This is a genomic window from Enterococcus florum (assembly GCF_004309355.1).
GTDB classification, from domain to species: domain Bacteria; phylum Bacillota; class Bacilli; order Lactobacillales; family Enterococcaceae; genus Enterococcus_A; species Enterococcus_A florum.
On sequence record NZ_BJCC01000015.1, the window covers coordinates 132,220 to 155,206 of the forward strand.

The window sequence follows — 22,987 nt, forward strand, 5'->3', positions numbered from 1 at the left end:
TATTAACAATCATAGCATATAGTCAAAAAAGAAGAATAGGTCCTGAGACTTATTTGGACAGAAAAAAAAGAAATGATCCTGTGAAGAATCATCTCCTTAATGGATAAAAATGTGCAAGCCGATCAGTATGAAGCATAGGATTGACGCATACGTATGTCGCTGCTTTTTCTCTCTGGTTTTTTTCTTAATAAATAGGAAACTGTTTAAATAGCCCAGCATGGCCAGAGCCCCTATACCAAAAGGCTGATCAAAAAACTGATCGACTCGAAACAATGCGTGAAAGCCTGCTAAAAACAACATCAGCCAGCCAAACAGATAATGGTTTTTCTTGACGAAAGTCATTCCCGACGACCGTCGTCGAACTGCCATTAAAAACAGCGGCAGCATACACGCCGCACTTGTCCAGCCCGCTGCATCAGTCAGAGTCATTCGAATCGCCTACCAATGCAGTTTCGACTGCTTTTTGAATCACCTTGCTGGAATTGGTGGCACCAGAAACAGCATCCACACTGATTTTTTGCTGCTGAATGATTCGTTGAGGAATCACCTCGGCCTTTTCTCCGCGGTCGTTTCGATGCTCCAGATCGATTTTCTCAATTTTATGATCCTTGACCGTCACTTTGACCTTGGCTCCAATGATGTCCGCATCTTTTTCCCCGATGTATTCGCCATCTTCAACCGTGGATAGATCCACGTCATGAATGGTGATTTGATTGATGATGCTTTTGTAATTTTGCATTCGCCGGAAATAATAGATGCCATATCCTGCAGCCAAAAGAACCATTACACTCCCAAGTATGACGATCACCCTCATTTTTTTACTCATTCTAATCCCTTCCTTTGCGTGTCAGCTTGTGAACATCGATTTGCTGGAACAACTGATCGATCTGAGCGTCCAGCTGTTCCCGATTTAATTTGTACAGCTCATGATTCGCCAATAAAGGCTGGATGCCTTCGATCACCGCCACGATCTCCGTCCACATTCGGATACGCTCCTTCATTTCTGCCACATGCTGCTGCAACACTTGATTCGCCTGATCATTGCACTCTTGTCCTTCTGGCTGATAATATAGCGACGTCATTGTGCGAATATCCTCCAAGGAAAAATCTGCATACTTCATCACCATGACATTTTTGATGATCAACAGGTCTTGTTCGTCATATACCCGGTATCCGTTTTCTCGTCGTTTTGAAGGCAATATGTCTCGCTTATCATAATATCGCAGTGAAGCCGGCGAAATTGAAGTCAATTTTGAAAATTCTTGAATAGTCCACATCGGCTCTCTCTCCTTTTCGAGTAACTTAACATTAAACCACGGGTGAAGGTCAATGGGATTTGCATTTTTTTTGCCGTTCAGGTGAAAAATCCGACTTTAGACGGAGAAAAAAAGCAGCAACACCTCCGAAATAATCGCATTGATCACTTTAAAGATGTTGCCGCTAACGAAAAAAGACAACTGCCTCACACAGCTGTCTTTCCACTCTACATAGAGCCTTTAAAAATATTGGTGTTTTTAGCAAAGTAATCGTAGCCTGAATAGATCGTAAAGAACAGGCACACATATAGCAGGATTTGATCCACTGGAATCCCGATGTAGTTAAACGGCACATTGTTCAAATACAAGAAGACGATCCCGGTCATTTGAGTAGCTGTTTTAATTTTTCCCGGCATGGCCGCCGCCATAACGCCGCCACCTTGTTCCACAATCAGTAAACGCAAGCCGGTGACTGCTAATTCACGACATACAATGATGGCAACGACCCAAGAAGGGGCCTTTCCTTGTTCCACTAAAATAATAAAAGCGGTCATGACGAGCATTTTGTCTGCTAACGGATCGGCAAATTTCCCGAAGTTGGTCACTAAATTTCTTGAACGGGCGATCTGACCATCCAAATGGTCAGTATAACTGGCAATCGCGAAAACGATCGCTCCAACTAGTTGGGTAACTGGAAGCATCGTGTTGCCTGCTTGGATCGTTCCCCAATCCCATGGAACTAAAACAATGATCATGAACAACGGTATCATAAAAATACGCAACACCGTCAGCTTGTTTGGTAAATTCACTTTCTTGCTCCTTTCTTATGCTGCATAATTCAGCGTCAATCGGATATTTTTCTGATTGAGCGACTGATTGGGTTGAAAATCCAATGGTTGATCATTGACTTGGACATTCACGTAATCGGCAACTCCAGCAACGACTAAAACGTGTGTGGCATCCGCAGGTATGTCGGTTGTCTGTGTTTCCTCCGGCTGCAAAACATGTTGATACACCATGACGTCATTGATCTGCACACCGATCCAAGCTTGGCCGGTCTTGCCGGTAAAGGTCAATCGAGCGGGCTTTTGCACTTGATCTAACCGCATGTTCGCCTCGGTGAGGCTGTCGTTTTCCATTGTCGCAGTCATTTGCGGCGGCTCTGGAGACGTCGCCGGTACTTCACTAGCAGCTGGCGGCTCTGCAGAAGAGCTAGAATCCTCCACCTGAATCGAGCTGGGACGGGTGATCATGTCTTCTGAACGATGATCCAGCCACGTCATGTAGCCGACGATAATCACGATTGACAACGCGATCAGACCAAGAATGATCGTTGGCAAACTGGCTTGAAGCTTCAATTTTCTTGGATCCGCCACATGCTTATTCGTGCGTGATCTTCCTATTGCTTTTGGTTCTTCGTAAGCAGAAGGCGGCTTGTCTTTGCCGTCATAAATAGCCAGCAAATGGTCCGCATCAACTTTGACGACTTCCGCATACTGGCGAATAAATGTGCGAACATAATATTCACTCGGCAGCCGCTCGAAATCATTGTCCTCGATCGCCAGCAAATACCGCTTGGGGATCTTGGTTTTTTGCTGCAGCACATCAAGCGTGATGTGCTGCTGCGTACGGGCTTTTTGTAACATTTCTCCTATTGTGTTGATACTAACCACTCGGTTTCTACTCCTTATTCGTATTAAGGTAATCATTTTCCTTGGAAAATGAATTTTTTGCTCATGCCGTATACCATCCTACTAAACAGTCTGTGTTTTTTGTAGATGGTCCATTTTTCTAAGTGTTACTGTCTGTTTTCTCTTACGAAAAGTAGGACTGGCACCCTTATTCGTATTAAGGTAATCATTTTCCTTGGAAAATGAGTTTCTTGCTCATGCCGTATACCAAACCTTCATTCCATCCAGCCGCCGGTAACGGGGAGGATGATGCCGGTGGTGTAGCTGGCTTCGGGTGAGCAGAGGTAGCTGCAAGCTGCGGCGATTTCTGCTGGTTTTGCTAGTCGGTTCATAGGGATTTTTGCTAATAATTCAGCTTGTTCCTCTTCAGTCCATTCCTGGTTCATGCGGGTATCGACCGCTCCGGGAGCAACGGCATTGACCGTGATCCCTAAGGTGGCGACCTCCTTGGCATAGGCTTTGACAAAGGCTTCTTGTGCTCCCTTGACCGCACTATAAACAGTCTCCATACTGCTGCCGCGGTGCCCATAAACAGAGCCGATAAAAATCACCCGACCTTGTTTGCCAGCACTCAGCTTGCCCTGCAATTGCTGCAAAAGCAGCAACGGTGTTTTGACGTGGACCTGCCATAAGGCGTCAATTGCTTCGCTCGAGACCTCTGTCAGCAAGTCATAAACGGTATGTCCGGCAGAAAAAATAACTGCATCGACCTGAAAAAGCTGCGTTAAAAATCCAGTGATCTCAGACTCCTTCAGCATGTCTAAGGATACCACAAAAAAATCTTGCTGAGGATAATGCGACCGCAAGTCTGAAACGAAATTTAAAACTTTTTCTTCGTTTTGATAGTAATGGCAGTACAACGACCAGCCGTTTGCTGCCAGCCGGCGACAAATCGCTTCTCCGATGTCGCCGCTGGCTCCCATGACCAATCCGTAAGGCATCCTAGTCCTCCTTACGCATATAAAACCGGCTGAAGGCCTCTTCCTTGATCAGACGTTTACCGGCAGATAACACATCTTCCAGCTGCACCTCTTGGATCAATTCCGGCATATCAAACAACGTCCATTTGCCATATAAGGATTGAGTAAATTGATTGGCCACATACTCCAACGCATTCAAAGATTGGAAATACTTGCCAAGCATCCGTTTTTTCAACAAAGCCAAATTCTCTTCCGACAGCTCTGGATCATTTTCAAAGTTCAGCAAAATCTTTGTCATCTCTTCAGCAAAGCGCTCAGGATCTTCGGTATCGCCGCCAAAATCGACAAAATAGAAGCCGCGATCCAATGATGCATCATAACCAAAGCTGTCGTCAATGATTCCCGAATTGTACAAGCGCAAATAATTTTGTGATGTACTGCCTACCAGCAATTGCAGGAGGAGATCTATCGAAATCTTGAAGATCAATCGCTCACGGTCGTCTTCTGGCAACGGCGCGATACCTTTGATTCCCACGACCGCTTTCGGGATCGTGATCGGCATCGTTTGTTCGCTGAAAGGGACGATATCTTCAGTTGCCTCTTCCGGGAATTTGCGCTGGATGGCTTCCGGTGCAGAAAATTCCTTTTCGGCTTGGTTATCGCGAATAAAAGCCATCAGTAATTCCGGCTCCAGATTTCCAACTACAAACAACGTCATATTGCTTGGATGGTAAAACGTGTTGTAGCAAGTATATAGATCTTCGGCAGTAATGTCAGCGATCGACTCGACAGTCCCGGCAATATCGATATGCAGCGGATGCTTCGGATACATGTTTTTCAAGATACCGAAAAACTGCTGCCAGTTTGGATCGTCCTGGTACATTTGAATTTCCTGTCCAATAATGCCTTGTTCCTTTTGAACCGATTTTTCTGTAAAATAAGGGTCTTGAACAAAATCCAGCAGGGTCTGCAAATTCAACTCCAGCTGATCCGTCGTCGAAAAGAGGTAGCTGGTACGAGTAAAGCTGGTAAAGGCGTTGGCCGATGCGCCTTGCTCCCCGAACTTCTGAAAGACATCGCCATCTTCTTTTTCAAACATTTTGTGCTCTAAAAAATGCGCGATCCCATCAGGAACGGTGATATAGTCGCTTCCGCCGCGGGGAACAAACGTATTGTCGATCGAGCCGTAATTGGTACTGAATAATCCATACGTTTTATGATAATCATCCTTTGGCAGTAAGTAGACTGTCAGGCCGTTAGGCAGCACTTCTTTGTAAAGTGTCTCATTGATAGTTTGATAGATCTGCTTTTCCATCCTATTGTCCTCCATCTAAAAAGAAAATCGCCTGTAATTGGATCTGCTTAGCAACCTTTTCAACCTCTTGGGGCGTAACAGCATCCAATCGGGCCAGCCACTGTTCGTCTGTTAAGTAGGTTCCCGGCATCCATTGTTCCATATAGGCGATCTCAATCGCGTTTTGCGGACGATCCAGTCCTAATAAATACTGATTTCGCAGCATTGCCTTGGTCTGCTTGAAGGCCAGCTCGCTAAATTCTCCCTTTTGAAGGGCCTGCAGCTGCTCCGCTACTAAATGCAGCACTTTCTCACGGTTCTGGCTGTTGATCCCAGTTTGGACATTCATGTAGCCGCGAAAGGTGTCAAAGGAGCTGGAAGCATAATAAGCCAAGCTTTCCTTTTCCCGTACGTTCATAAACAATTTCGAATGCGGAAATCCACCAAATAAGCCGTTAAAAACGAGCAAAGGAAAACGCGCCTTATCTTGGAAATAAATGCCCGTTGAGTATGCCAAATTCAACTTGCCCTGAATGACGGACTCCTGCAGCTGACTTTCACGGATCACATTGCTGACGGGCTGGCTGTAGTAAATCTCCGGCTTTGTTTCTTCTCGATCTGTAAACGGCAGTGCTGCGAACAGACCCTTGAGTGTTTCTTCCTCCACATCCCCGATCACGAAGATGTCGATCTGGTCATTTGCCAGCATCTCCTGATAATACGCGGCGATACTTTGGCTGGTTTCATGCACCAGGTCTTCTAGACTGCCAAAGCTGGGAATTTTTTGCGCCTCTTCTGTGAAATAGGTTTCTTGCAACTTTAACGAAGCCAAGGTCTGCTTGTCCTCGTTCAGACTTTCCAGATAGCTTTGCAGATTTTCTTTTTCCAGCGCAAAGGTTTGCACATCAAAAGATCCCTCTTTAATATTCGGATGAAACAAAATCTCTTTGAAAAAGTCAACGGCCTGCGGCAAAATATCTGGATCATTAACATATTTTCCGTTGACTACGCTGACTCCGATATTCAGCCAGTGCAGATTGCCTTTGCGACCGACATTGATTCCAAAGCTGGCTCCGTAAAGCTCTGCCAATTGGGCACTTAATTTGGTCTGGTCCGGGTAGTTGGCAGAATTGGTCTCTAATAAATTCGACAGCAGCGAGCGTTTGGTCATTCGTTCCCGCTGCAAACGGGTCGTAAATCGAGCGTAGATATGGATCGTTTTATATTTTTTCGTCGGCAGAACATGCAGACGAACACCTTGTTTTAGTTGAATCATCTCTGGACTCCTTTTGGCCGGTCAGTTGGACAAGCCCTCTTTATTTTATCCGTTACTGCCAATTATAGCATAGGGCTAGTGGACAATGGTGAAATTGCTATACTTGTCCAAGCCGTTTATTTCAACTTTTTTGAGGATTTCGTTATACTAAAAATGAGACAAGTAGGAAAAAAGGGTGTGACGTTATGTTTAAAGAATTTAAAGAATTTTTGATGCGCGGAAATGTATTGGATCTCGCTGTTGGTGTCGTGATCGGGAGTGCCTTCACGGCTATCGTGAATCAAGTCGTGGATGGATTGATAACCCCGCTGGTGGGATTAGTTGTTTCCTTCTTCACTGGCGGACAGGATTTGGACAGTGCGGTCTCCGTATTAGACTGGAAACCTCGTGCAGGTGTGACCTTCGCATTTGGCGATGTCATCAGTGCCATCATTACCTTTGTTATCACTGGCTTCGTGTTATTCTTGATCGTCAAGGCAGCCAATAAAGCCCGCGATTTAGGCACCACGGAGGAGGAAGAAGATGAAGTACCGACCGCCGAAGATTACTTGGCAGATATTCGAGATCTGCTGGCGGAGCAAAAGCATCTGCAGCTCAAAGAAAGCGACGAAGAGATTGAAAAAGAATAAAAACCATGGAGCGAATGCTCCATGGTTTTTAAACTGCTTCAGTTAAAAATTCGATTTCTACCGTACGGGTCAATACGTCGGAATAACTGTAAGAGACACGTTCAAAAGAATTTTCTTCAGGATCTAAATCAACCACGAACACGGAAGGATACGTTTCTGTCAAAATTCCTTTGCGTTGTGTTTGACGCTTTCTACCTGTTTGAGCGACCAGCATGATCGGACTGCCTAATCGATCCTCCAGGCTTTTTTTAATCGTAGCTAAAGTTGTTGGCATACAGTTCACCTCAACTTATATTATAACAGAAATTTATAAAAATATCAATGTTATCATAAGAGAAATTGAAATGCAACCCCTCGCCAGCCCTTTTCATTTGTATCCGTTTGCATTTTTGGGTATTTGATAAGATAACTCTTTTTTTATCTTGCGTTTTGCCCGCAGCAGTGCATTTTTGATCGTCCGCAACTCCATCTGGCGTTCTTGTGCGATCGCTGCAATGTCTGTTCCCTGCAAATACTTTTTCAACACCTCCGCCTCTAAAGAAGAAAGCTGAAAATCAGTCTCCTGAAGAATTTCATTGATGATCAGCTGCTCTTCGATTTGGCTATTGTAAATCATTTGCTCGGCGAGGTAGTCGATCCCTTCTTTTTCGATCGACAGCGGGTTGCGTTGAGCTTTGCGCTTTTTGGCTTCTTGTTTGCGCAGCAAACTGCGCACGCGATTTTCAAAGATCTTTTTGAAATAGAGGCCGAACGTGGTATTTTGGTCGCTGCGGTACGTGCGGGCCGCATCATACAACGCACAGAGTCCTTCCTGCAGCCAATCATCGAGATCATAGTCCTGCACAAAGAATTTCGCTTTGAGGTTGAACACGACAGGCACATACTGGTCAAATAATTCCCGCAGCGCCTCTTCGTCTCCCGTTTTGACTTTGCTTACTAAGTCCATTCTGATCACTCCTTTTTACACCGTCATCATACAAAATTTCGGCGTAAAAAGAACCTGCCAATTTTGCTAGTCCTCACTCAATTCTGCTCTTTTTTGCGACAGATCCGCTAATTGTTCAGGGGTCCAAGGCGAGTTTCTACGAAAATTGGTAAATTTGGTATCCTTCGTGTCACTCAAAATCAGCTCTTCGGTTTTTTGAACAGATTTATACAATTCGCGAGCTGAGGTCCGCAATGCCCCTTGCGAAAAGATCGTCCATTGTTCAGCCAGATCACTGGTGGCTACGGTGACCTGCGTCAGCCGATCATTCAGTTCCTTGGCTGTGCGCTCAATGTAACTGTCTGCGGTTTCATCCTCTTTGGTAAAAATGACCGTCAGCTGATATTTTTGATAGCTTTTTTGAATTCCAGGCACCAGCTGTGCATCGAAAACGACAATAATCTCCAGTCCCTCGTATTTGGCATAATTAGACAGCCGCTGCAATAATGCTTCCCGGGCATCTTCTAAGCGGTCCTGTTTTTTTAACAAGGACAGCTCAGGCCAAGCACCGATCATATTGTAGCCGTCCACCATCAACAATTTCTTCTTCATTAGAGCTCACTTCGCTTTCGCAGAACCTCGTACATCAGCAGACTTGCTGCTACGCTGGCATTCAAGCTTTGCACGTGCCCGGTCATTGGGATCGTCACCATTTCGTCTACGTCCTTTTTCAGACCGGCACTCATGCCTTTACCCTCGTTGCCGATAATCAAGGCGATCGGGCCAGAAACCTTCCATTGACGATAATCGGTCCCCTGCATGTCGGTACCAAACACCCAATAACCGGCTTCCTTCAAGTGTTTGATGGCTTGGCTCAAATTAGTCACTCGGGCGATTGGAACATATTCCACCGCACCTGTAGAAGCCTTCGTCACAACAGGCGTGATCCCTACCGAACGATGCTTTGGAATGATCACTCCACTGACACCGCTGGCATCTGCCGTCCGCAGAATTGAACCAAAATTGTGCGGGTCTTCCAGTCCATCAAGGATTAGTAAAAAGGGCGCTTCTGTGTTAGAAATAGTGTCAAGCAAGGTCTCCAGTGAAAGATATTCATACGGCGTAATCCCTAGAACGATTCCCTGATGGACCCCGCTGTCACTCAACTTGTCCAGCTTTTGTTTAGGTACCCATTTGACCGGCACCGACTGCGCCTTGGCCAATTGCTTCAACTGCTCGATCTTCTCTCCGCGAGCATCCTCCAGCAGAAACAGCTTATTGCCTCGACCGGCTTGCAGTGCTTCCACACTTGCATGATGACCAAAAACGAAGTTATCGGCCTCCTGTCCCTCGGTCTGTTCAGGCTGACGTTTTGCCTCGTGCTTATTCCTCTGTTTTGATGGTTGTTTAGATTGATGCGTTGGATGTTTCCTGCGTTTATCCTTCATCTGTTTCACCTACTTTCTTGATACACCATGTGATCAATTCTTCGACTCGGTCCTTTTCCTCCAGCAGATGCAAATAGCCCATGACGGCTTCGAAGCCTGTCGACATCCGATAGGTCATGATATCGGTATTTTTAGCCGATGTATAGCTTTTCGCATTGCGGCCCCGCCGGTAAATGGCCATCTCTTCTTCGGTCAACAGTTCTTCTGCTTCCATTTGTCGGATCAGATCGGCCTGCGCCTTGGCGGACACATAGCGGGTCGCCATGTGGTGCAGCTTATTGGGCCGTGTTTGACCAGAACGAACGAGAAAATCCCGAATATAGGTCTCATAGATCGCATCGCCTACATAGGCCAAGGTCAATCCGCTCAATTGTTTATAATCTGTCATTAGGCTCTTCTCCACCGTGTTCCTTGAGGGGTATCCTCTAAAATGATGCCTTGCTCCTTCAGCTGGTCGCGAATCTCATCGCTACGGGCAAAGTTTTTGTCTTTACGAGCTTGGATGCGTTCCGCGATCAGCTGATCGACCTCTTCATCCAACAATCCTTCTGCTTCAAACACGATCCCGAATACATCTAGTAAACGAGTGTATACATCGATGGCATAGGTCAAGACAGCAATAGAAACTTCTGATTCTTCGATGTATTGATTGATCCATTTTGCCAGCTCGTAAACGACAGTGATTCCGTTAGCTGCATTAAAATCGTCGTCCATTTCTTCGACAAATCGCGTTTCCAATGCATCAATAGCTTGGATTTTTTCTTGGTCACCAGTCAATTGTTCAACGGCGGTCTCTTTGCGGAATTCTGCATTTTCCAGCGTCGTTTTTAAACGCTGCAAATTGACCTGAGCATCCTTCATCGTTGCTTCGCTGTAGCGGATCGGACGACGGTATTGTGTCGTGGCCATGAAAAAGCGCAGCACTTGAGGATCGATTTCTTGCACCATGTCATGCACCGTCACAAAGTTACCTAGCGATTTACTCATTTTTTCATCGTCCTCGCCAATGGTCACATAGCCATTGTGCATCCAGTAATTGGCAAATTTCTGGCCAGTTTTGGCCTCACTTTGAGCAATCTCATTCTCATGATGGGGAAATTCCAAATCCTGACCGCCGCCATGGATGTCGATCGTGTCGCCCAAATGTTTAGTAGCCATCACTGAGCATTCAATGTGCCAGCCAGGACGGCCCTTGCCCCAAGGTGACTCCCATGAGATTTCATCTGGCTTCGCAGACTTCCACAAAGCAAAATCCAACGGATCTTCTTTTTGCAGTTGCTCCGCTCCGGTTCGTTGACTGGCACCGATTTCCAGCTCGTCAATGGACTGGTCGCTCAGCTCGCCATAATCATTGAACTTTCGCGTGCGATAATAGACATCCCCTTCTGCTTCGTAGGCGTAACCTTTTTCGATCAGCACTGCGATAAAGTCGATAATATCTGGGATATGGTTCATTACCCGCGGATGCAGCGTTGCGGGTTTCACATTCAATGCCTGCGTATCCTCCTCGAAAGCCGCAATAAAGCGATCCGCCACTTCGGGTGCAGTGATCGATAATTCCTTCGCAGCCTTGATGATCTTGTCATCCACATCGGTAAAATTCGAGACATAGTTTACATCGTAGCCGCGGTATTCAAAATAGCGGCGGATCGTATCAAATGCAATCGTACTGCGGGCATTTCCGATATGGATATAGTTGTAGACGGTCGGTCCGCAGACATACATGCGCACCTTGCCTTCTTCGATTGGTGTAAAAACTTCTTTTTCACGTGTTAATGTGTTGTAAATTTCAATCATGTTGAACCTTCTTTCCATGAATTCTGACTATTTTTGCTGGAATTCCCACTGCGGTCGCATGGTCAGGAATATCGTTTAAAACAACGGCCCCTGCACCGATTTTTGCATAACGTCCAATTTCGATCGGTCCCAAGATCTGCGCATTGGCGGAGATAAAGGCTCCTTTGCGTACCGTCGGGTGACGCTTCCCTTTATCTTTTCCGGTTCCGCCCAGGGTCACTCCATGGAACATCACGACGTTTTCTTCGATTTCTGCCGTTTCTCCGATCACAACTCCCGATCCGTGATCAATAAACACTCCGTTGGCGATCTTCGCTCCCGGATGAATCTCAATGCCGGTCAGAAACCGCCAAAATTGTGAGTGAATCCGTGCCAGCAGGAAAAGCTTTTGCTGGTACAAAAAATGCGACACCTTGTGAAAAAACAATGCATGAACTCCCGGATAGGTCAATACCGCTTCCACACTCGATTTGACTGCCGGGTCATTTCGTTTGACCGCTTCGATCGTCTCTTTCCACCATCCCATTTTAATCTCTCCTCTCCTGTGAAACAATAAATAACTCCTTCAACCCTGTATGTATCCTTGACACTCAGACTCGCTGTGACGGCAGACTGAGTGCTGATCAACGGTGTAGTGATCTGTCGGTCTATTCAAAAGATTTCATATCCTATAATCTCCTAAACATTAAACTGACAGCTACTTTATACGATAGATATTCATTTTTCACCACGCAGCTCACTATGTTAAGCAATGCACACAACTATTCACTAATCCGTTCAATAGATTTTGTATTATGCATATTGTGAAAAGCATACTTGATAAAAAAAGCGTCTTTTTGAGTTGCCTCAAAAAGACGCTTTTGCGTGGTTCCACTTTTGTTCGCAGCAGTGTGCTGCCTCGGTACGGGTAACGGTCGCCGCCGTTTCTGACTACATGTCGTCAGAACCACTCCAAGATGCATTTCACAGAATCTCGCCCAGCCGCTTGCACCACCCGCGACCTCTCTGTCAAGCAAGACCTCTGCTACTTCTTCTTTTCGTTGTGTTTACATTACTTGATTCAAATGAGCCAAAGATTTCTCTCTGCCTAGTAATTCGACTGTTTCTGGCAATTCTGGTCCGTGGGTCACTCCGCTGACGGCTACCCGAATTGGCATCCAAAGGTTTTTGCCTTTAATCCCAGTTTCTTTTTGAACGGCCTTGATGGCTGCCAGGACACTCGCAGCATCGACGATTTCCATATCTTCCAGCTGTTGTTTAAAGGCACTCAGCACGGTAGGAACCGTTTCGTCTGCTAAAACAGCTTGAGCCGCTTCGTCCAACACAGGATGTTCTTCGAAGAACAGGTTGGAAACTTCCACGATCTCTGCCGCATAGCTCATTTGCGGTTGGTATAACCCAACGACGCGTTTGACCCATTCTTTGCGCTCTGCGCTGGGTGCTTCTTCTACTTTGTCTGCCTTAATCAAAAATGGCAGGCATAATTCCGTTAAGGCACCCAGGTCCATGTCCTTGATGTAAGTGTTGTTGACCCATTCCAGTTTCTTTTGGTCAAAGGCTGCTGGTGATTTGCTCAAACGTTTAGTATCAAACATTTTGATTAATTCCGCTTGTGAGAAGATTTCTTCTTCCCCAACCGGTGACCAGCCTAATAAGGCAATAAAGTTGAACATCGCTTCTGGCAGGTAACCTAATTCACGGTATTGTTCGATAAATTGCAGGATCGAACCATCGCGCTTGCTCAATTTTTTCCCTGTTTCGCTGTTGATGATCAGCGTCATGTGTCCAAATTCAGGACGCTTCCAGCCAAAGGCATCGTAGATCATCAATTGTTTCGGCGTATTGGCGATATGATCGTCGCCTCGCAACACATGGGTGATCTTCATCATGTGGTCATCGACTGCCACAGCAAAATTGTAGGTGGGCATGCCGTCGCGTTTTTGGATCACGAAGTCGCCGCCAACGTTGTCAGATTCGAAATTGATCTCGCCTTTGACCATGTCATTGAAGCTGTACGTCGTATTGCGCGGCACACGGAAACGAATCACTGGTTCGAGTCCTTGTGCTTCTTTTTCCGCTTGCTCTTCCGGCGTCAGGCTGGCACATTTCCCGCCATAATGCGGCATTTCACCACGCGCACGCTGCGCTTCACGCTCGGCCTCCAGCTCTTCTTCTGTACAGTAGCATTTATACGCCAAATTGCTGGCCAATAGCTGATCGATCAGCGGTTGATAAATGTCTTTGCGTTCGGATTGACGATATGGGCCGTACTCTCCCGGATTGTTAGGTGATTCATCCCAGTCGATTCCTAGCCAAGCCAAGTTTTCCAGCTGGCTCTTTTCGCCGTCTGCGATGTTGCGTTTTTGGTCAGTATCCTCGATTCGGATAATAAATTCACCGTCATTGTGACGTGCGAATAAATAGTTGAATAACGCTGTTCGGGCATTTCCAATATGCAAATGTCCTGTTGGACTTGGTGCATAACGCACACGAATTTTTGACATATAGCTTCCTCTTTCCCACTTATTAGCAAATTTTTGAAACCTGCTATTCAGCTAAAATTGTACAATCAAACCCTCTATTAGTAAAGGGGACAATCCTTACTTCTTCTTATCTGTCTGATATTCGATTTTCTTTTCAGGTGAATCGTCTTTGATATTGCGACCAGAATGGGCTGGCTTCGCGAAAATCATGCGCCCTGCAGCCGTCTGCAAAGCACTTGTTACGACCACTTCAATGTGTTCATTCATGTAATGCTGTCCGTCCTCGACAACGACCATCGTGCCGTCGTCCAGATAAGCGACTCCTTGCTGTCTTTCTGTTCCGGCCTTCACAACCAGAACATTCATATTTTCACCTGGAATCACTACCGGTTTCACTGCATTTGCCAAGGCATTAATGTTTAGCACCGCCACATTTTGAAACTCAGAAACTTTGTTCAGGTTGTAATCGTTGGTCACAATCACGCCATCCAATAGTTTAGCCAGCTTGATCAGCTTGCTGTCGACCTCGTTGATATCTTCAAAGTCGCCTTCGTACATCTCCACAGCGATCCCTTCTTCTTTTTGCAGCGCGTTCAAGATATCGAGACCACGCCGTCCCCGAACCCGTTTCAAGCTGTCTCCTGAGTCCGCAATATATTGCAGCTCATACAACACAAAATTAGGAATCAGCAGGACGCCTTCTAAAAAGCCTGTCTTGGCAATGTCATAGATCCGACCGTCAATAATCACACTGGTATCCAAAATCTTATACTTATGGAAATGGTCGCCTGCTTTGCGTTCCAGCATCTCCCCTTCTGAAGGCTCTGTTTTCTTAGAACGCGGCGTCAGCATTTTCTTCCACTCATCGATCCGGGTGGTTCCTACACGGAAACCCAAGTACCCCATCAGGATCATCACCAATACCGGCAGGGCACTATTGACCACCGGAATATTGACGTTGTACAGCGGATTCGATACGAAAAGTCCTAACGTAAGACCAATGATCGTTCCAACTGCCCCAAATAATAAATAAGTTAAGCTAAATTCGTTTAATTGTTTTTCAATTGCTTTGATACCAGTTGAAATAGGCTCGACGATGATCAAAGATAATAATGAAAAAATAATGGCACCAATCAGACCGTTCGTCAATGAATTATTCAACCAAAAATTGTCTGTTTGTCCTATTGCCATCCATGCAGCAGGCAGCAAGGTGATGCCCATACTGATTCCCACTAAGACAATAATGACGGTTAACACACGCTTTTGCATAACTTCCCTCCTCATTCTTCTTGATTATTACTATTTCTGGAAAAACAAGACCGTTATCCTGCTTCCAGCAAGCTAAGTTCTAAAAACGAACATCTTAGATTGATCTTCGTTTTTAGAAGCTGCGGTTAACAGTTACTTAAATACTTTTCGCAAGGTTTCGCCGATCGTTGCAACCGGGACCAGCTCGATGCCCTTAGGCGCTTTCCAATCTCCAAGGTTGTTTTTTGGCAGGTAAATTTTTTTGAAGCCCAGCTTCTCCGCTTCCTTGACTCGTTGTTCGATGCTGTTGACCCGGCGAATCTCTCCTGTCAAACCGATTTCACCGATGAAGCATTCGGTGGCCGCGGTGCCCTTTTCCTTGTAGCTTGAAGCGATCGAGACTGCCACCGCTAAATCGATCGCCGGTTCATTCAGTTTGACTCCGCCAGCGGCTTTCAAAAAGGCATCCTGATTTTGCAACAGCAGGCCAGCTCGTTTCTCCAGCACGGCCATGATCAGCGAGATGCGATTAAAATCCAGACCTGTTGTCGTTCGTTTGGCATTGCCAAACACGGTCGGGGTCACTAATGCCTGCACCTCGACCAAAATAGGACGGCTGCCCTCCATTGCGACGACGATGGCTGACCCGGTCGCCCCTTCCAGACGCTCCTCTAAGAAGACCTGAGAGGGATTGGCCACCTCGACTAAGCCCTGCTCTCGCATTTCAAAAATACCGATCTCGTTGGTCGAGCCGAAGCGGTTTTTGACGGCCCGCAAAATTCGAAAACTGTGGTGCTTTTCGCCCTCAAAATACAAAACCGTATCCACCATATGCTCCAGCATTCGCGGCCCTGCAATATTTCCTTCCTTGGTCACGTGGCCCACAATAAAAATCGCGATGCCGTTGGTTTTTGCCAGCTTCAACAGCTCTGCCGTCGTTTCACGGACTTGGCTGACCGACCCAGCCACACTGGAAATATCCGGCTGGGTCATCGTTTGGATCGAGTCGATGATCACAAATTCGGGTTTTAAATTCTCAATGGTTCGGCTGATCTCCCCCATGTCAGTTTCCGGATACAAATAGAAATCGGTCTCGCTGGAGCCCAGCCGTTCGGCACGCAGCTTGATCTGCTGCGCACTTTCCTCACCTGACACGTACAGTACTTTGCCGCCTGTTGCTGCCAGCTGGTGTGAAACCTGCAGCAGCAACGTTGATTTCCCGATCCCGGGATCTCCGCCAATCAATACCAGCGAGCCGGGAACGACTCCGCCGCCCAGCACTCGATTCAATTCAGCCAAGTCGGTCTGAATACGGGTCTCTTTTCTGAAAACCACGTCCTTCAGCATCAAAGGCTGCGCCTTTTCTCCTGTCAGGCTGACCCGGCTGCGGCGATCATCTGTATCTTGGATAATCTCTTCCACGATCGTGTTCCATTTTCCACAGTTGGGACAACGACCTAAGTACTTTGGCGAAACATAGCCGCATTCTTGGCAAACGAATTGTGTTTTGGCTTTCTTTGCCACACTTTCCACCTCTTTGATTTTAACATAGAACTAGTTATTTTGGTTGGTTCCAGATGAGCCGAAGCCGCCAGAACGTTCCATGGAAGACTGATCGCCGTCTGCTTTTAAAAACGGCAGGAAAATCCCTTGCCCGATGCGCTCTCCCTTTTTGATCGTCACATCTGTCAGACCAAAATTCGTGAACTGAAACATAATGTGCCCTTCGTTGTCTGGATTGTTATAATAGTCGCTGTCGATCACGCCCACTCCGTTGCTCAAACTTAAAAAGCGTTTCAACGGATTGCTGGAGCGGTTCGCCAGCTGCAAATATTCATCTTCACCCATGTAAGCCTTAATCCCGGTCGGTACCAGTACCGGCTTCATGATTTTCTGACTTTGTTCCTCTCCTGAAACGTGCTGGAAAAGCTGCTTCCAAAAAGCGGGGATCACGATGTCTGCTGCTGCCTCAAAATCGTAGCCAGCGGCATGTCGCGTTGCTCGTTGCGGCACTTGGATGTTTTGGTCCTGATATGCTGAAATAACTTCAAATCCTCTTTTTTTCATTGGTTGCTCCTTAAAAAAATTATAGTGTTATTCTACCATAGAGCAGATCGCTTTATGAAAATGTTTTGGGAAAACTATATGGAAATTTAGTGAATTTTTTTTGCAGTCTGCACAAGTGTTCTTTTTTGCCTCGCATTCCCTGCCAAAAATAAGGAAAATGATTGTTTTGATCACGTTTTTTTACTACCACTAGAAAAGGGCAGAACCACGTTCTACCCTTCGCGATGATAATTCGGATCAAATTCATCCGTTTCAATGTAAATATACGCCTTTTTGCCGGTAAGCGACTGGCGAATGTCTTGCTCGATCCGATTAATTACCTGATAGCTGATGGCCTCAAAAGGGTCTTGAATGTCGATTTTGGCTGCTACCAGAATCTCGACCGGACTCAAATGAACGGTCTTCACATCGATCAGCTTTTTGACCTCTTGACGGTCAAAGGCTTGCTTGATCAGCCGCAGATCAGAAGCAGCGACACTTTCACCGATCAACAAACTGTAAAATTCTCTGGCCAAAAAGATTGAAGCCAGAAGCAGCATCATCCCGATCAATAATCCGCTCAACGCATCGAACATCGGATTGCCGGTAAAGGTGGTCAGCAGGGTTCCGATGATCGCCAAAACCAGCCCAATCACCGCACAAAAATCTTCGGTAAAAATAATCAGGATTTCACTGTGGCGACTTTCTCGCAAAAAACGGCGAATCGGCAGTTTCTCTGTATTCAGCTCCCTAATCTCCTTGATCGCCACCCGCAAAGAACTGCCCTCGATCAAAATTCCGAAGATCAAAATGATCAGCACGATCCAAGGATTGTCGACTTCGTGGTTGGGATGGAACAGCTTTTCCAATGCCTCCATGATCCCCAGCGCACCCCCGCCGAAAAACAGCATCATCGCTACGATGGTACTGAAAAAGTATTTTGCCCGACCCTCGCCAAATTGATGCAGCTCGCTTTGCCCACGGCCAGCCCGCTTTTCGCCAAAAATCAGCAACACTTGATTGCTGCAGTCCACGACACTATGAATGCTTTCATTCAGCATCGCCGCACTGCCGCTAAGCGCATATCCGACAAATTTACTGACGGCCACCAGCAGGTTGGCTGCCAGTGCAGCAAGAACCGCAGTCGATCCGCTTTTCTTTTCCATGACGTTCACTTCTCTCCACAGTTTCCCTTTCATTATATACTAGAAGCACAAAAAGAGCGGCTTTCACCGCTCCAAGAAGTGTCAGTTCAATATACCATATAAAAACATATCCAACGCCTCTTCAAAAGAGGTCGTTCGATTCCCATAAACATTGGGTTGAAGATAAGCAGCCAATAAAATGAACATCTGCTTGACTGCCTGCTTTGCAGGAACTGTTTCTCGTAAATTGACTGATTCCTGCTCAAGCACCTCGACAAAAGGCCGTTCGTAGGACTCCTGCCACAGCTGATACAAGTTTTGGGCTGCTTCTTTAGAGAGCACATAATGCATGTCGTGCATCATCATGTAAAAATCAAAGGGATGGCGCTCCTGTAAATACAACAGCATTGTTGAAAGCTTGGCTTCGAGCGGCGCCTGCTCTTGCGCCAATTGCTTCAGCTGAAACTTGACCTCACGAGCCAGCGCATTCATTACTGCCACGTAGATATCTTCTTTTTTCTTAAAATGATAATACAAATTGGGCTGCGTAATCTGCAGAGCCTCTGCGATCTGACGGGTCGACGTTGCTTCGTACCCTTGTGTCATGAACAGCTGCTCAGCCACTTGAAGGATTTTTTGGTCCATTGGTCGCTCTGTCATGGATTCATCAACGCCTTTTCCTGCTGAATTCGTTTCAATTCTTTTTGGACCGTATGAAAAAGCCTGATTTTCCTGGCCTTGCTGACAGCCTGCCGTTTAGTAAATACCTGATAGCCATTTTCCCGAATCACTTGCAGGATCTCCCGGTAAAAATAGGCTGCTGCCAGTAATGGTGCCCGACAATCTTCATCGATCAGCGGCATCATTGTCAAGGATTTCTGATAACTCTTTTCTGCCCGTTCGGCTTCGTATTCCCACAATTCGATAAATCGCGACGTGATACGCTGCTGCTTCAAGTCCTCTGCGGTCACGTGCCAGCGGTTCATTTGTTCCTTAGGCAAATAGATCCGTCCAGCTGCTTCGTCTTCACCCACATCTCGAAGGATATTGGTGAGCTGCATCGCTTCTCCCAGCAGCTTGGCCTCTTCGCGGATCTTTTGCCAGTTTGCTGATAAAATCGGCAGTAGCATCAAACCTACTGAGCCAGCTACATAATAGCTGTATTCCTCCAGCTCTGCTTGGGTTTCCGGCTGGTGAAAATCAGCATCTCTGGCTTGGCCCTCCAACATATCAAAAAAAGCTTCGATCGCCATTGGATAATGTTTGAAGACCACCATTAAAGCCCGCCACATTGGTTCATCAGGGTAAGTGCCCTGTTGGAAATCCAGCAGGCGCTGTTTTAAGCGCGCCAATTTTACTGGGTCCTTCTCCACATCGATGATGTCATCGGCCTGACGGCAAAAGGCATAGATCGCATAGACACTCATAGCCTTTTCCTTAGGCAAGCGAGAAAAGGCCGCATAAAAGCTTTTCGAATGCTGGATAATGATCTGTTCACAGTAATCAAAATCCGCTTGGTGCTGCTGAAAATCGGTCATGTACTTATTGGTCATCTCGCAACAGCTCCTCCACTGCTAGTTTAGCACTTTGCATCACGATCGGCACACCAGCGCCTGGGTGGGTGCTGCTGCCGCAGAAATAGAGACCCTCCGCATCATCAAATTTGTTGTGAGGACGATAATAGTTGCTTTGCCTTAACGTAGGCTTCAAGCCAAAAGTCGCCCCGCGATACGCATTGAATTTCTCTGCAAAATCCACTGGAGTGTAATGCTCTTCAAACACGATATGCTCTTTTAAATCCGTAAAATTGGTTTCCTTTTGGATTTTTTGGATCACGTAGTTGCGGTACTGCTGGATCGTCTGCTCATTCCAGTTGGAGAACTTAGATAATTCCGGCACAGGCACCAGCACGTACAGCGCTTCATGGTCTTCTCTTGCCAAAGAAGGGTCCAGCAAACTTGGTACATATAAATAATACGATGGATCCTCCGGCAGTCTGCCGTCATCGAAGATATCTGAAATATTTTTCTTGAAATCCTTCGCAAAATAGATCGAATGCAGCGCATCCACTTCGTATTTTTTGTCTAACCCTAGATACATTAGGAAACAAGAGCAAGAGTATTCCATTTGATCGATTTTTTTATCCGTATATTTGCCGCGGTCTGCTTCGTTTGGCACCAATTCCTTCATCGCATACGGAAAATCTGCGCCGCAGACGATGGCATCGGCTTCGATCAGCTGATGATCCAGACGAATCCCAATAGCTCGTTTGTCTTTAAATACGATCTCTTGGATTTCGGCATTGCAGTGCAGCTCGCCGCCAAGTTCCTTGAAAACCTTCTCCAAGCCCTGCGCCAAAGTGTACATGCCACCCTTCATGAAGTAGACGCCATACAACAGCTCGATCATCGGAATGATCGTATACAACGACGGGCCCTGATATGGAGAGATTCCAATATACAACGTCTGAAAGGCCAGCGACTTGCGCAGGCGATCATCCTTAACGAATTTAGAGATTGAGCTGTAGGCATCCCCAAAGGTTTTCAGCTTCAGCCCGTTCAACAGCGATTTCGGATTGTAAAAATCCCAGAAAGAGCGGAAGGAGCGCATGATAAAGGCTTCTTTCGCGACCAAATAACGTTTGTAAATATCTGCTAAAAAGGCAAAGTACCCTTGTGCATCTTCTTCTGAGATCTCTTCTAGCATCTTTGTCAGCTTGACTAGGTCTGATGAGAACAATAAAGGTTCATCATCGGAAAAATACAGCTTCAGCATCGGATCGATCTTTTCCATTGGAATATAGTCGTCCGGATCGCGGTCGCAGAATTCAAACACCTCTCGATAGATGTCCGGCATCATCACGATCGTCGGTCCGACATCGAAGGTAAAACCTTCCTGTTTGATTTGATTCATTTTGCCGCCGACCTGCCGCTCTTTTTCATATAGATGGACCTGATAGCCCAGCTTTTGCAGGCGAACGGCTGCCGAGAGCCCTGCGACGCCCGCGCCAATCACGATTACATTTTTCATTTTCTCTTCGCCTCCTCTATTTTATTCTATTATTTATCGACCGATAAGTAAAAAAATAACTATACACTTTTAACGTTCGGTCAGATTTATTTGCATTATTTTGATAAAAAACGAGCAGAGCAGGCAACCGCTACGAGCTGAGATCTGTGATCTCCTCCAAACATCCGCCTAAAACAAATTGATTCCTGGATAGCGAAGATAGTAAAATAGAAGCGTGACAGGGGGCAGAGAATATGCTGAGACAATACATGGAAAAAGAAATCGTACGAAAAATCGATCTGATCGAGCTTCTCTGGGGCAATGAGGAACGAACCTCAATGGAATTAGCGTTGGATCTAGCCGTTACCCCAGCGACCGTCAAAAACGATATTAAAACTCTGAATCTTTTTTACACTGATCCAGAGGAGCCGTTGATTCTTTCAAGTCCTTCCGGCTACTCGATTTTTGATAAGAAAAGAAACAAACGCGCGGTCTTAACTCAATTATACAACGACTCACTCTTTGTTAGAGCCTGCTGTCATTTTCTTAAGCACCAGTTTGTGGAAATCGAGAAGTTTGCTGACAAGGAATACATCTCCTTAACCAAGGCCTATGAACTGAAAAAAGAAGTCCTGCGATACCTTGAAGAAATGGGTATTTTTCTTTCAGACGATCCGCCTCAGGAGACGGAATGCAGGATTCGTTTCCTGGTGACTTATTTTCAAATGAAGCTGGGGATCGTTTTTATTCCTGTTCCTAAATTCAATCAATACCAGTTTGATCGGCTTTTCGAACGAATCGAGGTGCAGGAAAATTGCTTGTTTTCTAGCTATTCAAAGCAATATGCCAGTTTGCTGTTTCAATTAGATTTTGACCGCTGCCAATCGACACCGATAGCCTTCGATGACGAAGCCCTTCAGCTGTTAAAAAAAACAGCGGTCTATCAAAGACTCAGAAAACCGCTTCTTGCGTTTCTAAAGTCCGAATTGCACACCACAACTATTCATGAAGATCAGCTACTTTATTATGCTCTAGTCATCAACATTATGAATGCCAATTATGTCGATGATGCAGGCCCAAAGGATACCTATCAATCGTATGTGCAGCTGATTCGACATTCACAAAAATTGAGATTTGAGCTTTTGGTCCAACTGTTTCAGGAGGAATTTCAAGGGAGTCTCGATGCGGATTCCTTGATTTTTGAAGCTGCTCTAATCACTTTTTTACGAAAAACGCTGTTCAACCTGCAGCCGTTGATTCCAGAGGAGCATATTGAACTCGGAAACTTAGCTCTCGTGCCAGTCAGTCTTTTTATAAAGGTGAAAGCCGCACTGGAAAAATGGGCACAGAAAGCGCAGCTCAATCTGTTGTTTTCAGATGACCACATGAAGTATTTGGCATCGAAGCTTTATTTTCTTGTGCATGAAAAAGAGCCCCCAAAATCCATCTATATTTTGACGAGTTTTTATACCGATTATCTTCTTGCCAATGAATTGTTGACTACTGAATATGGAGCGCTGGTTCAGGTGAAGCAATTCAATCCTAAAGAAGCGCTCTCGTATAGAAAAAATGACTTAATCCTGTTTGATACAGACTATGCTGTCTTGAAAAAACTTCCGTGCCGCAAATTGCAGACCTCCTACATTTTTGATTTAAAGGAGCTGCAGGAAATTCGAAAGTGCCTATTCAAATACGACCTGACTGAATTATCTCGGGCAGACAACCTCCGGCTCCAAGAATGATTGAAACGTATGTCACCCCATCGTGTTTCACTGGATGGACTGACATACGTTTTCTAATTTACTGCAATTTTGTTCAGA

25 protein-coding genes and 1 other annotated feature are annotated in these 22,987 nt (G+C 45.9%); of the genes, 2 read left to right on the forward strand and 23 right to left on the reverse strand.

What is annotated here, in order from left to right; translation table 11 throughout:
* Positions 1-96 precede the first annotated feature (96 nt).
* The 8 genes from NRIC_RS10295 to yfmF all read right to left on the reverse strand — a co-directional run bounded on the left by NRIC_RS10295 (position 97) and on the right by yfmF (position 6,437).
* Positions 97-429 carry an energy-coupled thiamine transporter ThiT gene (locus NRIC_RS10295; protein ID WP_146622625.1) on the reverse strand — a complete coding sequence of 111 codons (333 nt, stop codon included), beginning with the start codon at positions 427-429 and terminating at the stop codon, positions 97-99.
* The gene (locus tag NRIC_RS10300; protein WP_146622626.1) at positions 416-826 is read right to left on the reverse strand and encodes an FMN-binding protein; all 411 of its coding nucleotides are present in this window, start codon (positions 824-826) and stop codon (positions 416-418) included. Before NRIC_RS10300 ends, NRIC_RS10295 begins: the two co-directional genes overlap by 14 nt.
* A 1-nt stretch (position 827) precedes the next feature.
* Entirely contained in the window at positions 828-1,277 is a 450-nt protein-coding gene (locus NRIC_RS10305; RefSeq protein WP_146622627.1) for a MerR family transcriptional regulator, read from the reverse strand.
* Positions 1,278-1,483: 206 nt separating this feature from the next.
* Positions 1,484-2,065 (reverse strand): CDP-diacylglycerol--glycerol-3-phosphate 3-phosphatidyltransferase, encoded by a 582-nt coding sequence (pgsA, locus tag NRIC_RS10310; RefSeq protein ID WP_146622628.1) that lies wholly within the window; start codon positions 2,063-2,065, stop codon positions 1,484-1,486.
* 15 nt (positions 2,066-2,080) lie between these two features.
* Positions 2,081-2,902, reverse strand: coding sequence for a helix-turn-helix domain-containing protein (locus tag NRIC_RS10315; protein WP_265416108.1), 822 nt, complete (start codon positions 2,900-2,902; stop codon positions 2,081-2,083).
* A gap of 260 nt (positions 2,903-3,162) precedes the next feature.
* A complete protein-coding gene (gene ymfI, locus NRIC_RS10320; RefSeq protein ID WP_146622630.1) occupies positions 3,163-3,888 on the reverse strand; it encodes an elongation factor P 5-aminopentanone reductase in 726 nt (241 codons plus the stop codon).
* 1 nt (position 3,889) lies between these two features.
* Entirely contained in the window at positions 3,890-5,182 is a 1,293-nt protein-coding gene (yfmH, locus tag NRIC_RS10325) for an EF-P 5-aminopentanol modification-associated protein YfmH (protein ID WP_146622631.1), read from the reverse strand.
* 1 nt (position 5,183) lies between these two features.
* A complete protein-coding gene (yfmF, locus tag NRIC_RS10330; protein WP_146622632.1) occupies positions 5,184-6,437 on the reverse strand; it encodes an EF-P 5-aminopentanol modification-associated protein YfmF in 1,254 nt (417 codons plus the stop codon).
* A 185-nt stretch (positions 6,438-6,622) separates the two neighbouring features.
* On the opposite strand from yfmF, the gene mscL reads away from it, so the two are divergent.
* Positions 6,623-7,066: a large conductance mechanosensitive channel protein MscL gene (gene mscL / locus NRIC_RS10335; RefSeq protein ID WP_146622633.1), complete on the forward strand. Its 444-nt coding sequence runs from the start codon at positions 6,623-6,625 to the stop codon at positions 7,064-7,066.
* A gap of 28 nt (positions 7,067-7,094) precedes the next feature.
* Here the strand turns inward: mscL and NRIC_RS10340 are convergent, their stop codons facing one another.
* From NRIC_RS10340 to NRIC_RS10410, 15 genes are all read right to left on the reverse strand, one after another.
* A complete protein-coding gene (locus NRIC_RS10340; protein ID WP_146622634.1) occupies positions 7,095-7,340 on the reverse strand; it encodes a Veg family protein in 246 nt (81 codons plus the stop codon).
* 93 nt (positions 7,341-7,433) lie between these two features.
* Positions 7,434-8,012 (reverse strand): RNA polymerase sigma factor, encoded by a 579-nt coding sequence (locus NRIC_RS10345; RefSeq protein ID WP_146622635.1) that lies wholly within the window; start codon positions 8,010-8,012, stop codon positions 7,434-7,436.
* Between the two features lie 66 nt (positions 8,013-8,078).
* Complete coding sequence (locus tag NRIC_RS10350) at positions 8,079-8,603, reverse strand: NYN domain-containing protein (RefSeq protein ID WP_146622636.1); 525 nt, start codon at positions 8,601-8,603, stop codon at positions 8,079-8,081.
* A complete protein-coding gene (gene rlmB, locus NRIC_RS10355; RefSeq protein ID WP_146622637.1) occupies positions 8,603-9,439 on the reverse strand; it encodes a 23S rRNA (guanosine(2251)-2'-O)-methyltransferase RlmB in 837 nt (278 codons plus the stop codon). The genes NRIC_RS10350 and rlmB overlap by 1 nt, the downstream gene beginning before the upstream one ends.
* Positions 9,429-9,827 carry a Mini-ribonuclease 3 gene (locus NRIC_RS10360; RefSeq protein ID WP_146622638.1) on the reverse strand — a complete coding sequence of 133 codons (399 nt, stop codon included), beginning with the start codon at positions 9,825-9,827 and terminating at the stop codon, positions 9,429-9,431. Before NRIC_RS10360 ends, rlmB begins: the two co-directional genes overlap by 11 nt.
* Positions 9,827-11,236 carry a cysteine--tRNA ligase gene (gene cysS / locus NRIC_RS10365; protein ID WP_146622639.1) on the reverse strand — a complete coding sequence of 470 codons (1,410 nt, stop codon included), beginning with the start codon at positions 11,234-11,236 and terminating at the stop codon, positions 9,827-9,829. The genes NRIC_RS10360 and cysS overlap by 1 nt, the downstream gene beginning before the upstream one ends.
* Complete coding sequence (epsC, locus tag NRIC_RS10370; protein ID WP_146622640.1) at positions 11,229-11,762, reverse strand: serine O-acetyltransferase EpsC; 534 nt, start codon at positions 11,760-11,762, stop codon at positions 11,229-11,231. Before epsC ends, cysS begins: the two co-directional genes overlap by 8 nt.
* Before the next feature lie 321 nt (positions 11,763-12,083).
* Positions 12,084-12,286: a binding site (T-box leader), on the reverse strand.
* The gene (gltX, locus tag NRIC_RS10375; protein WP_146622641.1) at positions 12,283-13,740 is read right to left on the reverse strand and encodes a glutamate--tRNA ligase; all 1,458 of its coding nucleotides are present in this window, start codon (positions 13,738-13,740) and stop codon (positions 12,283-12,285) included. (Overlaps the previous feature by 4 nt.)
* A 96-nt stretch (positions 13,741-13,836) precedes the next feature.
* On the reverse strand, positions 13,837-14,988 hold the full coding sequence (locus NRIC_RS10380) for a PIN/TRAM domain-containing protein (RefSeq protein WP_146622642.1): 1,152 nt from the start codon (positions 14,986-14,988) through the stop codon (positions 13,837-13,839).
* 132 nt (positions 14,989-15,120) lie between these two features.
* Positions 15,121-16,491 (reverse strand): DNA repair protein RadA, encoded by a 1,371-nt coding sequence (gene radA, locus NRIC_RS10385; protein WP_146622643.1) that lies wholly within the window; start codon positions 16,489-16,491, stop codon positions 15,121-15,123.
* 30 nt (positions 16,492-16,521) lie between these two features.
* Complete coding sequence (locus tag NRIC_RS10390) at positions 16,522-17,034, reverse strand: dCTP deaminase/dUTPase family protein (protein WP_146622644.1); 513 nt, start codon at positions 17,032-17,034, stop codon at positions 16,522-16,524.
* A gap of 212 nt (positions 17,035-17,246) precedes the next feature.
* Positions 17,247-18,179, reverse strand: coding sequence for a cation diffusion facilitator family transporter (locus tag NRIC_RS10395; protein WP_146622645.1), 933 nt, complete (start codon positions 18,177-18,179; stop codon positions 17,247-17,249).
* Between the two features lie 81 nt (positions 18,180-18,260).
* Positions 18,261-18,818, reverse strand: a complete 558-nt coding sequence (locus tag NRIC_RS10400; RefSeq protein ID WP_227873783.1) for a TetR/AcrR family transcriptional regulator — start codon at positions 18,816-18,818, stop codon at positions 18,261-18,263.
* The gene (locus NRIC_RS10405) at positions 18,815-19,711 is read right to left on the reverse strand and encodes a phytoene/squalene synthase family protein (protein ID WP_146622646.1); all 897 of its coding nucleotides are present in this window, start codon (positions 19,709-19,711) and stop codon (positions 18,815-18,817) included. The genes NRIC_RS10400 and NRIC_RS10405 overlap by 4 nt, the downstream gene beginning before the upstream one ends.
* Positions 19,701-21,188: a phytoene desaturase family protein gene (locus NRIC_RS10410; protein ID WP_146622647.1), complete on the reverse strand. Its 1,488-nt coding sequence runs from the start codon at positions 21,186-21,188 to the stop codon at positions 19,701-19,703. Before NRIC_RS10410 ends, NRIC_RS10405 begins: the two co-directional genes overlap by 11 nt.
* A gap of 233 nt (positions 21,189-21,421) precedes the next feature.
* Here NRIC_RS10410 and NRIC_RS10415 point away from each other — a divergent pair, with 233 nt between their 5' ends.
* Positions 21,422-22,909 carry a helix-turn-helix domain-containing protein gene (locus NRIC_RS10415; RefSeq protein ID WP_146622648.1) on the forward strand — a complete coding sequence of 496 codons (1,488 nt, stop codon included), beginning with the start codon at positions 21,422-21,424 and terminating at the stop codon, positions 22,907-22,909.
* Positions 22,910-22,987: the final 78 nt, after the last annotated feature.

What these genes read in the sequence shown, in the direction of transcription:
- NRIC_RS10315 (WP_265416108.1), bottom strand. Translation starts at nt 2,902, where the DNA reads ATGTTACAAAAAGCCCGTACGCAGCAGCACATCACGCTTGATGTGCTG.
- gltX (WP_146622641.1), bottom strand. Translation starts at nt 13,740, where the DNA reads ATGTCAAAAATTCGTGTGCGTTATGCACCAAGTCCAACAGGACATTTG.
- NRIC_RS10405 (WP_146622646.1), bottom strand. Translation starts at nt 19,711, where the DNA reads ATGACCAATAAGTACATGACCGATTTTCAGCAGCACCAAGCGGATTTT.
- NRIC_RS10410 (WP_146622647.1), bottom strand. Translation starts at nt 21,188, where the DNA reads ATGAAAAATGTAATCGTGATTGGCGCGGGCGTCGCAGGGCTCTCGGCA.
- NRIC_RS10340 (WP_146622634.1), bottom strand. Translation starts at nt 7,340, where the DNA reads ATGCCAACAACTTTAGCTACGATTAAAAAAAGCCTGGAGGATCGATTA.
- NRIC_RS10395 (WP_146622645.1), bottom strand. Translation starts at nt 18,179, where the DNA reads ATGGAAAAGAAAAGCGGATCGACTGCGGTTCTTGCTGCACTGGCAGCC.
- NRIC_RS10300 (WP_146622626.1), bottom strand. Translation starts at nt 826, where the DNA reads ATGAGTAAAAAAATGAGGGTGATCGTCATACTTGGGAGTGTAATGGTT.
- rlmB (WP_146622637.1), bottom strand. Translation starts at nt 9,439, where the DNA reads ATGAAGGATAAACGCAGGAAACATCCAACGCATCAATCTAAACAACCA.
- NRIC_RS10350 (WP_146622636.1), bottom strand. Translation starts at nt 8,603, where the DNA reads ATGAAGAAGAAATTGTTGATGGTGGACGGCTACAATATGATCGGTGCT.
- NRIC_RS10360 (WP_146622638.1), bottom strand. Translation starts at nt 9,827, where the DNA reads ATGACAGATTATAAACAATTGAGCGGATTGACCTTGGCCTATGTAGGC.
- NRIC_RS10380 (WP_146622642.1), bottom strand. Translation starts at nt 14,988, where the DNA reads ATGCAAAAGCGTGTGTTAACCGTCATTATTGTCTTAGTGGGAATCAGT.
- NRIC_RS10390 (WP_146622644.1), bottom strand. Translation starts at nt 17,034, where the DNA reads ATGAAAAAAAGAGGATTTGAAGTTATTTCAGCATATCAGGACCAAAAC.
- NRIC_RS10295 (WP_146622625.1), bottom strand. Translation starts at nt 429, where the DNA reads ATGACTCTGACTGATGCAGCGGGCTGGACAAGTGCGGCGTGTATGCTG.
- NRIC_RS10400 (WP_227873783.1), bottom strand. Translation starts at nt 18,818, where the DNA reads ATGACAGAGCGACCAATGGACCAAAAAATCCTTCAAGTGGCTGAGCAG.
- NRIC_RS10345 (WP_146622635.1), bottom strand. Translation starts at nt 8,012, where the DNA reads ATGGACTTAGTAAGCAAAGTCAAAACGGGAGACGAAGAGGCGCTGCGG.
- yfmF (WP_146622632.1), bottom strand. Translation starts at nt 6,437, where the DNA reads ATGATTCAACTAAAACAAGGTGTTCGTCTGCATGTTCTGCCGACGAAA.
- yfmH (WP_146622631.1), bottom strand. Translation starts at nt 5,182, where the DNA reads ATGGAAAAGCAGATCTATCAAACTATCAATGAGACACTTTACAAAGAA.
- epsC (WP_146622640.1), bottom strand. Translation starts at nt 11,762, where the DNA reads ATGGGATGGTGGAAAGAGACGATCGAAGCGGTCAAACGAAATGACCCG.
- cysS (WP_146622639.1), bottom strand. Translation starts at nt 11,236, where the DNA reads ATGATTGAAATTTACAACACATTAACACGTGAAAAAGAAGTTTTTACA.
- NRIC_RS10415 (WP_146622648.1), top strand. Translation starts at nt 21,422, where the DNA reads ATGCTGAGACAATACATGGAAAAAGAAATCGTACGAAAAATCGATCTG.
- ymfI (WP_146622630.1), bottom strand. Translation starts at nt 3,888, where the DNA reads ATGCCTTACGGATTGGTCATGGGAGCCAGCGGCGACATCGGAGAAGCG.
- NRIC_RS10305 (WP_146622627.1), bottom strand. Translation starts at nt 1,277, where the DNA reads ATGTGGACTATTCAAGAATTTTCAAAATTGACTTCAATTTCGCCGGCT.
- mscL (WP_146622633.1), top strand. Translation starts at nt 6,623, where the DNA reads ATGTTTAAAGAATTTAAAGAATTTTTGATGCGCGGAAATGTATTGGAT.